The organism is Mesorhizobium sp. M2C.T.Ca.TU.002.02.1.1, assembly GCF_003997225.1.
In genome coordinates this window covers 20129-32719 of record NZ_RZTO01000004.1, presented here as the reverse complement: position 1 = coordinate 32719, position 12591 = coordinate 20129, and the positions used below count along the sequence as shown (strand labels likewise).

Genomic DNA, 12591 nt, shown 5'->3' with positions numbered 1-12591 from the left:
GACAGGACTTTCACGATCGTCGACTTGCCGGCGCCGTTTTCGCCGAGCAACGCATGCACCGTTCCCGGCGCTATGGCGACCGACACGTCATCTAGCGCGACGGTAGCGCCATAGGCTTTGCGCATCTGTGCGATGCGGATGGCGGGAACTTCGTTCGGCATGTTGATGCGACCCTGTCGGCATGCGGGAAGCGGCCGATCCCATGATCGGCCGCTTCGATCAGCGCGCGGTCATTCTTCCGGCTGGGCGACCAAGGCGGCGTTGAGACCGACTTCAGGCGTCAGATCCGAGTAGATCGAGGCGAACCAGCCCGGATTCGGGATGATGGCCGGCTGGAAAACATTGCAGCCGTCCTTCATCTCCTGCCAGGTGCCTTCGGCGCACAGCTTGATGTTCTCGTTCGTGACGATGTTCTGCGCCACATCCGTAAGGGCTGGAATTTCCTTGCCTTCGAGCTTGTCCACCGCCAGCTTGAGCGCCAGCGCACCGGTGAAGTTCTGCGAACCGGATGACCAACGCGGCGCACCCATCGGCCGGTAGGTGCCGTTGGCGCCGTCGACTTTGGTGCCGACCGGCAGCATCTGGATGCGGCCGCCGTTGGACGCCTCGCCCGCGCAGGGCTTCAGCTTGTCGTCGGCGATGCCAGCCTCGCTCTGCATCGAGTTGGCGGTATAGCAGCCGGCCTGCATCCAGATCCCATCGATCTGATCCCAGTTGCGGGTGGCGAGAATCTTCGACAGCTCCGTACGGGCGACCGCCTGGCTCCACATGCCGTTCGCCTCGGCCACCACCTCGATGCCCGGATGCTTGGAGAACACCTCCTTCGCGCCCTCGATGCGAAGCGTGTCGACGGTCGTGCCCGGCACGCCGCTGATCATGACCACCTTGCCCTTGCCGCCGAGTTTGTCGACCAACCACTCGGCCGACTTGGTTCCCCATTGTTTCTGATCGATGTGGACGTTGTAGGCGCAAGGTTCGGAAATGATCGAATCATAGGCGATAACCACCACACCCTTGGCGCAAGCGTTCTTCACCGCGCTGTTCAGGGCAGTGGGCGAGATAGGATACACGATGATCGCCTTGGCGCCCGCCTGCACCATCGAGTTGATCTGCTGGATCTGCTTCTGGGCGTTCGGACCGGCCACCTGCACCTGCAGGTCCACCTTGTCCGCATAGTTCTTGTGCGCCGCGAGGGCGTTCAGCATGTTGGCGGCCTCGGCCTGCCAGTCATTGCCGATGTAGCTCATGCTGAGGAATATCTTGAACTTGTCGGCGGCTTGAGCCGCCGGCGCCATTAGCGCCATGCCTGCGGCCGCGGCAAGCGCACCGACGGCAAATTTCCTCACCCTGGATTTCATATCTCTCTCCCTAGTGACTGCCTGCACAACGCAGCGCAGAACCTCGACGGATGCTGCGGAACAACGGCATCCATGCCGGGACAGCGAAGAGTCGCCTCCCGCCCGGATTGCTCCGGCCGCACGGGTTTCCTTGTTCCACAACGTCCTCCGGCACCATGTTTTCGGTGCCCTTCTCCCCTGGCCGCGTCCGCAGCCGCGTATTACGAGCCATAAAAGCGACACGCCGTCAATAAATAATCGTTGATTTGTGATCACAACCCGCGCCATGTTGCCGAAATGATCTCCCGCACTTGCGCCCCGCCATTGTGGGTATTAGCCGTTGCCGGGAAGACCGATTGTTGCAAGATGGGCTGCGCCGCCGACCCTCGGGCGGCCGGGTGATCCGAGCGCGGTCTGCCGGCCGCCGTGGAGTCCATCTTCCGCGAACCATGGAAGTGACGGAAAATTTGGATGGCTGATAAACTTTCGCCGGTCGATGTGAGCACGCTGCAGGAGCGAGTCTACCTGAGGCTGCGCGAAGCGCTTTATCAGGGCAAGTTCTCCGCCGGAGAGACATTGACCATACGCGGTCTTGCGGCAGCGCTCGGCACCAGCGCCATGCCCGTCCGCGAGGCGCTGCAGCGCCTGGCGGCCGAAAAGGCGCTTGTGCAGACGCCGAGCCGCAGCATTCGCGTTGCATCCTTCACGCCGGAACTGTTCTGGGAGCTCATCCGTATCCGCATGTCGATCGAGGGCATGGCCACGCGTCGCGCCGCGCTGAACTCTTCGCCGGGGCTGGTTGAGAGCCTGCGCGAGATCAATGCCTCGATGATCGCCGCGATCAAGACGGGCTTCACCGAAGACGTGCTGGATGCCAACAAGCGCTTTCATTTCGCCATATATGAGGCCGCGGAGATGCCGCAGTTGCTGGAGATCATCAACAATCTCTGGCTGCGCACCGGCCCGTACCTCGGCGTGGCCTACCGGATGGGCTATTCCGATCCGTTCCTCACCGGCACTCGCTTCCACGAGCGCGTCGTCCAGGCGATCGAGCGGCACGACGGTCGCAGGGCCGCATCGAACCTCAAGGTGGACATCTGGGCTACCGCGAAATGGTTCACGCGTCATCGCATCGCGATTTTTGGCGAGAACGAGGAAAAGCCGCGTCAGATGGCGCTCTGAGTTCCCGACCTGAAGGATCGCGTGGGCCGGGCGCAGTCGACACGCCCGGCTCTCGCGACCTTGAGGTCAACCGCCGAAGCGCGGCTCGGGCAAGCCCTTCACGCCGAGATCGTAGACGGCGAAGAGACCGCCTGCGTTCTGCTCGCGCTGCGGCACGCCCTTTATCGGACGGCCCATCGAACTGACGTAGAGCACATCGAGGTTCTTGCCGCCGAACATGACGCTGGTGAGATTGCGGACAGGGGACTCGATCTCCCGATCGATCTTGCCGTCCGGCGAATAGCGGATGATGCGTCCGCCGAACACATGGGCGTTCCAGATGTACCCCTCCGAATCCACGGTCGATCCGTCGAAGGTCCCGGGGTAGTCCTTGTTCGACAGGAAAGCCCGCTTGTTCGATACGCTCCCGGTCTCGATATCGTAGTCGTAAGCGTACATAAGGTCGTCGTAGGAATCGCAGAAATAGAAAGTCTTGTCGTCAGGGCTCCAGCACGGGCCGTTGGAGCACTTGATGCCGCTGTCGAGCCTCGTGATCGAAAGATCGGGATTCAGGCTGTAGAGCGCGGAGTTCCGCACCGGGCGCTGACCGCGATTGGCGTCGAAGCGGTCGTGATCGTACGACATGTAGCCAGCGACGAAGCGGCCGCGGCGGTCCACTTTGCCGTCGTTGAGCCTGTTCTCCGGCTCGTCCGCCTCCGGATCGCCGATATGGGTCAGACGCTGTGTCTTGAAGTCATAGAGGCTGAAGCCATTGGCCAGCGCCACGACGGCGCCGCCCTTCTCGCGAATCGCCATCGAGCCGATATGCAGGGGCACGTAATTGAGCTTGACGTCGCTCCCATCCTCCTTGCAGCTCCAGATCTCCGCCGCGGAACTGTCGATCCAGTAGAGGCGCTGATCCTCCACGTCCCAGAGCGGCCCTTCGCCGAGATGATTTTTGCTGTCTACGAGCAAGCGGATTTCGGCCACTGCAGTCTCCTCCCGACCCAGCCATTGCACTCGGCCGCACCGCCAACGCGGCTGCGGCTCCTCCAGCGACGACATTGGACAGCGCCGATCACGAAGTCAACATGCGTGATCACAGATCAGTCATTTCACCGTTGACGATCCAGTCGGCCTCGTGGTTACATTCACGTGGGGCACCGATGCCCAAGCGCCCGCGCCAAGCCAGGCGGGCGAGGGAAAGCCGCGATTTCAGGGAGGATTTCATGGCGGACAGCAGGGCCGGGGCGATCGACGTCGTCCTGAAGACCTTAGGCGGCATGCGGATGGTGGATCTGGCGCCCAAATTGGAGCGAGGCATCCCACGCTGGCCGACCCACCCGCATCTCACCATCGACAAGGCGGTGACCCACGATCACGATGGCTACTACTGCCAAGCGATCATGATGGCCGAGCATACGGGCGCCCATGTCGACGCGCCGGCTCACATGCTGCCCGACCGTATGGACCGCACCATCGACACTTTCCCGGCCGATCATCTTTTCGCGTCCGCCGTTCTGTATGACTTCTCGGGCCGCGACCTGAGGCCGGGCGATCTCATCACGGCCGATATGTTGCGCGACTACGAGAAGGAATCCGGCCACGCGGCAGGCGAAGGTGAAATAGCGATCGTCAACTACGGTTGGATGAAGCGCTATTGGCGCACAGATTCGAAAGCCCAATGGTATGTGCTCAACGCCCCCGGCATGTCCGAGGACGCCTGTGAGTTCTTGCGCGAACGCAAGGTCCGAGCAGTGGCCACCGATACGGTGGCAGGCGAGACCGCGATCGTGGACGGGGTGCCGCAGGCAAACCCCGGCCATATGAAGAGCTGGTTGCCGCACGACATACTGATCGTCGAGATGCTTACCAACCTCGAGGAACTGACACCGCGATCGCTGTTCCTTGCGATGCCCCTGAACATCGACGAGGGGTCGGGATCGCCGATACGGCCCGTCGCCTTCTGCCCGGCCTAACCCGTTTGCGCCTCTGCGAAAGTCCTCGCAAAGACGAAGCCGCGCAGTCGTTCGAATCTGCCGAGAGATGCCGGCCATCGCAAGGCAGGCGATTGCCTGCATGGCCCGCATCAATGCGACGCAAGCTCTATACGACCTCAACCCGAAGGCGGGTTCCGGTCGGGACATCTGAATAAGTCTGGAGGAAACGATGAATCTCAGTGGCAAGACAGCCATCATCACGGCGGGCGCATCGGGCATAGGCCGGGTCATCGCGCACCGCTTTGTCGAGCAGGGCGCGCAGGTCTGCCTTTGCGACATCGCGGACGATGCCCTGGCGGCCGTGACCAGGGAACTGCCGTCGGCGATCATTCTGAAGGCCGACGTGTCGAAGTCGTCCGACGTCGCCGCGCTTTACGACGCCTTTCTGGCGCGCCATTCGCGGCTCGACATCCTCGTCAACAACGCCGGCATCTCCGGCCCGACCAAGCGGGTCGAGGACATCACCGACGAGGAGTGGAATGAGACCATGGCGGTCAACGTCAGCGGTCAGTTCTACATGGTGCGCAAGGCCGTGCCGCTGTTCAGGCAGGCAGGCGGAGGTTGCGTGATCAACCTCTCGTCGGTCGCGGGCCGACTCGGCATGCCGCTCAGGGCACCCTACTCCGCGTCAAAATATGCCGTGCGAGGGCTGACCGACGTGTTGGCGGTCGAACTCGGCGAGATCGGTGTCCGCGTCAACGCGATCCTGCCCGGCCTGGTCGACGGGCCGCGTGGGCAAAGGGTGATGCGCGAGCAGGCGGAAAAGCGTGGTATGACGCTGGAAGAATGGATGCCTTTCTTCCTCCACAATATCTCGATGCACACCATGATCGACATGAAGGAGATCGCCGACGTCGCCGTCTTCCTCGCATCCGACCTCGCGCCGCATATTTCCGGACAATCGATCAGCGTCTGCGGCAATTTTGAGAGCTATCGCGGGCCGAAGACCGCGGGCGACTAGACCGGGTTCCTGACTCCTCTCGGCCGAAGCAGGTTTGGCTAGAAGTCAGCTCTGCAACTGGACCATGCGCAGGTAAGGCCGCAGCTCTTTCCAGCCTTGCGGGAAGCGCTCCTTCGCCTGCTCGTCGCTGAGGCTCGGCGAGATGATCACTGGCTGGCCGGGCTGCCAGTTCACCGGCGTGGAGACCTTTTGATTGTCGGTGAGCTGCAGGCTGTCGATGGCGCGCAGGATCTCGGAGAAATTGCGGCCGGCGCTCGGCGGGTATGTCAGGCTGAGGCGGATCTTCTTGTTCGGATCGATGACGTAGACTGCGCGCACCGTCACATTGGGATCGGTCGCGGCGTGGATCATGCCGTAGAGATTGGCGACCTTCTTGTCGGTGTCGGCGAGCATCGGGAAGTTGAGAGCGTGGCCTTGCGTCTCCTCGATGTCCTTTTCCCAAAGATTGTGCGCCTTCACATCGTCCACGGACAGCCCGAGCGGCTTGATGCCGCGCTTGTCCCATTCCGGCTTGAGGCGGGCTACCTCGGCAAGTTCGGTGGTGCAGACCGGGGTGAAATTCTTCGGGTGGCTGAAGAAGATGCCCCAGGAATCGCCGAGCCAATCATGGAAGCGGATGTTCCCTTGCGTGCTTTGCTGCTCGAAATCGGGAGCAATCTGGCCGAGTTGCAGTGACATGATGTCGTCCTTCCTTTCCTGGATGTGAGTCGTCAATCGTTGAAGTGCCGGCCTTCCTTGACCTCCGCGGCAAAGCCGGCGCGGATGGCGAAGTCGCCGAAGCGTTCACCCGGCAGGCGGTCTTTCGCGAATTGCCCGATGACCTTGCCGAGCATGTCCAGAATGGTGGCCTCGCCGACGTTCTCGAGAACCATCTTGTTCAGCCGCTGGCCGTGGAATCCGCCGCCGAGATAGAGGTTGTATTTGCCCGGCGCGCGGCCGGTCAGCGCGATTTCGCCGATATAGGGCCGCGCGCAGCCATTCGGACAGCCGGTCATGCGGATGGTGATCGGCTCATCCTCGAGATGATGCGCGGCCAGGATCTTTTCGATCTTGCCGACGAGATCCGGCAGATAGCGTTCGCTCTCGGCCATGGCGAGTCCGCAGGTCGGCAGCGCCACACACGCCATCGAATTCAGGCGCAAGGCGCTTGCCTTGTTGAGGCGGTCGAGCCCGAATTCCTTCATCACCCGCTCGATATCCGGGCGCGCCTCGGGCGCGATATCGGCAATGATCAGGTTCTGGTTGGGCGTGACCCGGAAGGTACCCTTGTGGATACGCGCGATCGCCCGCAGGCCGTCCATGACAGTGCCGATCACCCGGCCATTTTCGATAAAGAGCGTGCAGTGCTCTTTCCCGTCTTCGCCGCGCGTCCAGCCGATCGGATCGCCATTCGTCGTGAACTCATACGGGCGCGCGGGCTTCAGTGAAAAGCCAAGCCTTGCCTCGATCTCCGCCTTGATCCAGTCGAGGCCCTTGTCGTCGATCATGTATTTGAAGCGCGCGCGGCCACGGTCGAGCCGATCGCCATAGTCGCGCTGCACCTGCATCACCGCGTCGCAGACTTCCAGCATCTTGTCGGCCGCGACGAAGCCGATCACGTCGGCCAGCCTCGGATGGGTTTTCGGCGCCTGATCAGTGCGGCCCATGCCGCCGCCAATGGCTATGTTGAAACCCTCGAGCCTGCCGCCCGGGGCGATGGCAATGAAGCCCAGGTCCTGCGCGTAGACGTCGATGTCGTTGGACGGCGGGATGACGAAGCCGATCTTGAATTTTCGCGGCATATAGGTCCGGCCGTAGAGCGGCTCCTCCGGACCTGAGAGCTCGGTGCGCTCCTCGCCGTACCAGATTTCGCGGTAGGCGCCGGTCTTGGGGATGGCATGGTCGCTTGCTGCCTTGGCAAGCGCGTAGACCTCCGCATGCAGCTTCGAAAGCAACGGATTGACCGAGCACATGACGCCGCGCGCGTCGTCGCCGCAGGCGGCCTTGGTGTCGAGCAGCACGTCGCGCAGGCCTTGAATCGTCGCGCGCAGATTTTGCTTGCGCACGCGGTGCAATTGGAACGTCTGGCGCGTGGTCAAACGCAACGTGTCGCCGGCGTAGGCGCGGCCCAGTTCGTCGAGTTTCAGCCACTGGCTCGGACTGCAGACGCCGCCCGGCAGCCGCACGCGCGCCATGAAGGTATAGGCCGGCTCGAGCTTTTGCCGGCGGCGCTCATCGCGGATGTCGCGATCGTCCTGCTGATAAAGACCGTGAAACTTCATCAGCTTGATGTCGTCGCCCGGCACGGCGGCGGTCAGTTCTTCGGCAAGGCCGGCCGCGATGGTGCCGCGTAGCTGGTCGCTGTTCGCCTTCAGCGTCTCGTCGGGGCCGAGCCTTTCCAGCGGTTGCGACAGGTCGCGGCTGCGGTCGATTTTTTGCTGAACGGATGTCATGTGAACCTCAGTAGACATCGATTTGATAGCGATGGTCGCGCTGCAGAGCGCCGAGATAGTCGTCGGCGGCTGCCTTGCCGCGCCCGCCCTGCTGCTGAACGATGGTGCGAAGGGCGGCATGGACATCGGGAGCGAGCTTGGCGCCGTCGCCGCAGACGTAGACATGCGCGCCTTCCTCGAGCCACGCGAACACGTCGCGCGCATGCTCGACGAGGCGGTGCTGGACATCGGTCTTCGCCGCGCCGTCGCGGGAAAAGGCGACGTTCATGCGGCTGAGCACGCCGTCCTTCTGCAGGTCCTGCCACTCGGTCTGGTAGAGGAAGTCGCTGTGGAAGTTGCGCTCTCCGAAGACAAGCCAGGACTTGCCCGTCGCGCCCCGCGCCTCGCGCTCCTGCAGGAAGGCGCGGTACGGCGCCACTCCGGTGCCGGCGCCGATCATCAGGATCGGCGCATCGTCGTCCGGCAGGCGGAAATGACGATTCTCCTGCACATAGACGGACACCGTTGTGTCCGGCTCGGCTCGTTTCGAGAAATGGCCGGAGGCGACACCGGAGCGTGGTTCGCCGTGCAGTTCGTAACGGACCGTGCTCACCGTCAGATGCGCTTCGTCGGGCATCGCCGCGAGGCTCGATGCGATCGAATAGAGCCGCGGCTGCAGCGGACGCAGGCCCGCGACGAAGGTCTGCGGATCGATGCCCTGAACCGGGAAACGCCTGACGATGTCGATCACATGATGGCCTCTGAGAAAGGCGGCGCGTGCTTCGGCCTGCTGTTCGCCGCGCAATTCGTGGAGTTCCCGGGCGCCGCTGGCCTCCGCCCAATGCTCGATGAAGCGCGGCGTCGCCGCCGTGATCTCCAGCGCTTCGCCAAGCGCGTCGGCGAGCGTCGTTTTGCGCTCCTTGAGCGAGAGGGGCGTGTCGGCCGAGAGCCGCAGCGTGTCGAGCAAGGACTCGACGAGGCGCGGATCGTTGCGCGGCAGCACACCAAGCGCGTCGCCCGGTTCGAATGCCAGACCCGAGCCTGCCAGCGACAATTCAATGTGCCGGGTTTCCTTGCTCGACCCGCGCCCCGTCAGGACGAGATTCTCGATGACGGTGGCGGGAAATGGTGCCCGCTTGTCGAAGGCGGGCGTGGGCGTCGCTGAAGCGGAACCCGGTCCGACGGCCCTGGCGGTCGCCCCGCCATTGCCCGCTTGCGCGGGCGGCGTGAGCTTGGCCACCACCGCCTTGATCCAGCCAGCTGCATCCTCGTCATAATCCACGTCGCAGTCGACACGTGCTGCGAGGCGCGCGGCGCCAAGTTCCTCCAGGCGGCGGTCGAGGCGTTTTCCCGCTCCGCAGTAATGCTCATAGGTGGAATCACCGAGCGCCAGGATCGCGTACCGCAGATCGGGCAGGCGCGGCGCCTTGCGGCCTTCGGCGAATTCGAAGAAACCCTTGCCGGAAAGCGGCGGATCGCCCTCGCCATGCGTGCTGGTGACGATCAGCAAGTCCTGCTCGTCCTTCAGGCGGCGCAACTTGTAGTCGGCCATGTCGACGACCGTGGGCTCGATGCCCAGCCGGGCAGCGGCCTCGCCAAGCGCCTTCGCCAGGCCGGCGCCATTGCCCGTCTCGCTGCCGAACAGGATGGTCAGGGAGCGCGTCGATGGCGTGGCCGCCGGCCAGGGCGCTATTGGATCGAGCGTTGCAAGCGGCAGGCCGGCTCCGGTGTGCGGCGCCCGCGCATTGTGATCGAGGCCGGCGAAGTAGCCGCTCAGCCACAGCCCCTGCCCCGGCCCCAGGGAGGTGGCGAGCGCATTGATCTGGTTCCACTGTTCCGCCGTGAAACCCGGTCCTGGAAACTCGAACGCCGTCATCTGGTACTTCCTTGAGCATGGTCTCGCCGCCGTTGGCTTGGCCGTGCGAAGGCTCATTCAGGACCGAGGTTCCAGCGGACGGGCGCGACCTTTTGCATCGCGTTTTTCACTCAGACAAACGAATGATATTGCTGTCTGGCTGCAAGAATTTTGCACTAAACGGCGATTTAAACTGCTGTTCTAACATTCGTCCGAAGGGCACATCTTTCTTTCCAAGAACGACATGTTCCATGGTCAAAAAGCCTTATCGCCCGGCTTCAATATTTTTGGCGTTTGGATCGGGAAGGCCCCAACGCAACCAGCACGTTGCGATCCTGGCCCCGATGTGTCGCGTCGCGCCGATCGGCGGCCTGACAGCTGGGATCCGGCCTGACCGCCTCAGGAAGCGATGCGTGGCCGGCCGGTGGCGGTCGCCACGACGATGGCTTCGACGAAACTGCGCTCGCCCTCGATCGTCGCCACCTTGACCTGCCGCGCGGTCTCGATCCGGGGCTGATCGGTACCGGCACGCTCGGCAAGGCCTGCCGCCAGGATGCGAACATGGGCCTCGGCGGCGGCCATCGCTTCGTCCTCGGTATCGAAGTCGTCCAGCCGCTCGCCGGAATTCAGACGGAAAAGCCCGATCTCCGGCTGGCTGACGCGTGCTTCCGCCGACATGCGTACCTGCCCGACGACCGCACCCAGCGCATTTGCCACGTCGGCGTGCTCGGCGATATGGCAGTCATTGCCGATCAGGGGTGGCAGGCCGGCATAGTGGAGCGATGCGGAGGCGCCCAGGCCTATCACCGGACGGTCGAGCACGATCGACAGCCGTGCCATTCCGCCTCGCCGACGAACCGCCCTCTGGACCAGCGGATTGGCAACGGAGACGCCGCCATCCAGCCCATCCTCGGCAAAGACTGTTTCCAGAATGGCTTCGGCCGAACGCCGGGTGACGCAGGCGAGAACCATCTCGGAAAGTGTGTCCGCGTCTTCCGCAATGCGATGCCCCTGGCCGTCGCGCCTGCGCGCAAACAGCTCCGCGCCCAATCGGGCGGCGGCAGGGTCCCAGTTGGCCTGCCGGTCGAGCACGTGAGCCGCGTCGGACGGTGTGAAGCCGACGATATGCACCAGCCCGCGCGCGACCAGGCGATTGAGCGTCGCGACCTGTGACGTCGACATCAGCAGTTCGTCGAGCGCGGCGGGAACAGCCGAGATACCGGCGTAAAGCCGCGCCTCCGTGGTCGTCAGGCCAGCAGCGAAGCGGTCTGGAACACCCGTGCGCAAGGCAAAGCGGCCATCAAGCCGGCTGGTGGTGGGCTTGAGCAATTGGCGCTGCAAATCCTTGCGCACGATATCGCCATGCTCCACCGCGGCCAGCGCCAGCGGCACGAGCCGGCGCGGCCCGAGCACGATCGCCGAGGTCAGCGACCGCTCCTGAAGCGAAACTTCCGAGTCTCCCCCGAGGCCGAAGGTGCGCATGGCGACAGCCTCGACCATTGTTCGCTGGCCGCCGACGGTCGCGCCTTCGGGATCGAGCCGCAGGCGGCCGCCTTCCAGAACGGCGATATCTGTGGTCGTGCCGCCGATGTCGGAAATCACCGCATCATCGAGGTCCGTCAGATACCGTGCTCCGACCAGGCTGGCGGCCGGGCCGGAGAGGATGGTCTCGATCGGCCGGGCTCGGGCAAATTTCGTGGTGACCAACGTGCCATCGCCGCGCACCATCATCAGCGGCGCCGCGATGCCGCGCTTTTCGAGGAAGCCCTCGGTGGCATCGATAAGGCGGGCGATCATGGAGATGAGGCGCGCGTTGAGAAGCGTCGTCAGCGCGCGGCGCGGCCCGCCGAGCTTCGACGACAGTTCATGCGAGCAGGTTACCGGAAGTCCGGCACGTTCGCCGATAAGCTCGCGAGCCGCGATCTCGTGTTCGGGATTGCGGACCGCGAAATAGGACGCCACGGCGATGCCTGAAACCGTATCGGCAAGAACGGGCAATGCCTCCGCCAGAGCATCCAGCGCAAGCGGACGCGGATCGCCGTGAACGTCATGCCCGCCTGGGCAAAAAACGACGGGATCGGAGCCCAACGCCTTAGCCAACCCGCTTCGGGCAAGATCGTCTTCGGCGAAGCCGATCATCACCAGCGCGACCCGGCCGCCCTGCCCTTCGATCAGCGCGTTGGTGGCGAGCGTGGTCGACATCGACACCAACTTGATCGCCGCGGGAGAAATGGCTGCCGCGCCGAGGACCGCATCGACGGCGCCGGCGATACCTTCGGCGAGGTCATGCCGGGTCGTCAGCGACTTGGCCTTGGCGACGATGCCCGCGGCTTCGGACCACAGGACGGCATCGGTGTAGGTGCCGCCCGTATCGATGCCGAGATACAGCGGGAAAGCCTGTCCGATGGCTGCGTTCATAGGCCGCCCTGCCCTGGATTGGGAGAGAAATAGACCACGAATGTCATGCGGTGCCCGGCGGCCAGGGCTGGTCCGGACGGTAGAATAAAGCAAGCTTGAGGCTTTCGGCGATACGAACGGCCTTGCGCCAGAACAGGCCCGCTGTCTCGGCATCCAGCGATTCGGCGCAACTTTCGCCGAACAAAGCGAGCCAGCGATCGAAAAGCTCGATCTCCAAGCCTTCGATGCGTTTGTGGATCACGACAGGCTGGCCCCTGTAGCGCCCCGTGGTCAGCATCACCGACGACCAGAAATCGTACATCTTCTGCAGATGCGGTCCCCATTCATCCTGGATGACGCGCTCGAAAATCGGGCCGAGGTCTGGATCGGCGCGAACCTTGTCATAGAATAGGTCCACGAGCCGGCGAATCTCCTGCTCGGAAACCAGGGCCCTGTCCTTCACGCCGGT

Annotated in this window: 11 protein-coding genes; 3 read left to right on the top strand and 8 right to left on the bottom strand. The window is 63.6% G+C overall.

The genetic code is table 11. The annotated features are described in order from the left end of the window. Positions 1-161: ATP-binding cassette domain-containing protein (locus EOD07_RS00625; RefSeq protein WP_127233515.1), on the bottom strand; the 161-nt coding region annotated here is incomplete at its 3' end. Between the two features lie 69 nt (positions 162-230). Continuing rightward, positions 231-1625, bottom strand: coding sequence for a sugar ABC transporter substrate-binding protein (locus EOD07_RS00620; RefSeq protein ID WP_245469714.1), 1395 nt, complete (start codon positions 1623-1625; stop codon positions 231-233). A 183-nt stretch (positions 1626-1808) separates the two neighbouring features. Between EOD07_RS00620 and EOD07_RS00615 the strand changes: the two genes are divergently transcribed. Then, positions 1809-2519 (top strand): GntR family transcriptional regulator, encoded by a 711-nt coding sequence (locus tag EOD07_RS00615; RefSeq protein ID WP_127233514.1) that lies wholly within the window; start codon positions 1809-1811, stop codon positions 2517-2519. Positions 2520-2585: 66 nt separating this feature from the next. Here EOD07_RS00615 and EOD07_RS00610 read toward each other — a convergent pair whose 3' ends face one another. Continuing rightward, positions 2586-3488 carry an SMP-30/gluconolactonase/LRE family protein gene (locus EOD07_RS00610; RefSeq protein WP_127233513.1) on the bottom strand — a complete coding sequence of 301 codons (903 nt, stop codon included), beginning with the start codon at positions 3486-3488 and terminating at the stop codon, positions 2586-2588. Between the two features lie 239 nt (positions 3489-3727). On the opposite strand from EOD07_RS00610, the gene EOD07_RS00605 reads away from it, so the two are divergent. Both EOD07_RS00605 and EOD07_RS00600 read left to right on the top strand, forming a co-directional pair. Further along, on the top strand, positions 3728-4477 hold the full coding sequence (locus EOD07_RS00605; RefSeq protein ID WP_164772000.1) for a cyclase family protein: 750 nt from the start codon (positions 3728-3730) through the stop codon (positions 4475-4477). Between the two features lie 190 nt (positions 4478-4667). Then, complete coding sequence (locus tag EOD07_RS00600; protein ID WP_127233511.1) at positions 4668-5459, top strand: SDR family oxidoreductase; 792 nt, start codon at positions 4668-4670, stop codon at positions 5457-5459. Between the two features lie 45 nt (positions 5460-5504). Here the strand turns inward: EOD07_RS00600 and EOD07_RS00595 are convergent, their stop codons facing one another. From EOD07_RS00595 to EOD07_RS00575, 5 genes are all read right to left on the bottom strand, one after another. Then, positions 5505-6137, bottom strand: a complete 633-nt coding sequence (locus EOD07_RS00595) for a peroxiredoxin (RefSeq protein WP_127233510.1) — start codon at positions 6135-6137, stop codon at positions 5505-5507. A gap of 32 nt (positions 6138-6169) precedes the next feature. Beyond that, positions 6170-7891, bottom strand: coding sequence for an NADPH-dependent assimilatory sulfite reductase hemoprotein subunit (locus EOD07_RS00590; RefSeq protein WP_127233509.1), 1722 nt, complete (start codon positions 7889-7891; stop codon positions 6170-6172). 7 nt (positions 7892-7898) lie between these two features. Continuing rightward, positions 7899-9746, bottom strand: a complete 1848-nt coding sequence (locus EOD07_RS00585) for an assimilatory sulfite reductase (NADPH) flavoprotein subunit (RefSeq protein ID WP_127233508.1) — start codon at positions 9744-9746, stop codon at positions 7899-7901. Between the two features lie 378 nt (positions 9747-10124). After that, entirely contained in the window at positions 10125-12143 is a 2019-nt protein-coding gene (locus EOD07_RS00580) for a hydantoinase/oxoprolinase family protein (RefSeq protein ID WP_127233507.1), read from the bottom strand. Between the two features lie 43 nt (positions 12144-12186). Then, on the bottom strand, positions 12187-12540 hold the full coding sequence (locus EOD07_RS00575; protein ID WP_245469711.1) for a group III truncated hemoglobin: 354 nt from the start codon (positions 12538-12540) through the stop codon (positions 12187-12189). Positions 12541-12591 lie beyond the last annotated feature (51 nt).

Coding starts and splice junctions, on each gene's coding strand:
- EOD07_RS00620 (WP_245469714.1), bottom strand. CDS start 1,625: ATGGCGCGGGTTGTGATCACAAATCAACGATTATTTATTGACGGCGTG.
- EOD07_RS00615 (WP_127233514.1), top strand. CDS start 1,809: ATGGCTGATAAACTTTCGCCGGTCGATGTGAGCACGCTGCAGGAGCGA.
- EOD07_RS00605 (WP_164772000.1), top strand. CDS start 3,728: ATGGCGGACAGCAGGGCCGGGGCGATCGACGTCGTCCTGAAGACCTTA.
- EOD07_RS00600 (WP_127233511.1), top strand. CDS start 4,668: ATGAATCTCAGTGGCAAGACAGCCATCATCACGGCGGGCGCATCGGGC.
- EOD07_RS00595 (WP_127233510.1), bottom strand. CDS start 6,137: ATGTCACTGCAACTCGGCCAGATTGCTCCCGATTTCGAGCAGCAAAGC.
- EOD07_RS00590 (WP_127233509.1), bottom strand. CDS start 7,891: ATGACATCCGTTCAGCAAAAAATCGACCGCAGCCGCGACCTGTCGCAA.
- EOD07_RS00585 (WP_127233508.1), bottom strand. CDS start 9,746: ATGACGGCGTTCGAGTTTCCAGGACCGGGTTTCACGGCGGAACAGTGG.
- EOD07_RS00580 (WP_127233507.1), bottom strand. CDS start 12,143: ATGAACGCAGCCATCGGACAGGCTTTCCCGCTGTATCTCGGCATCGAT.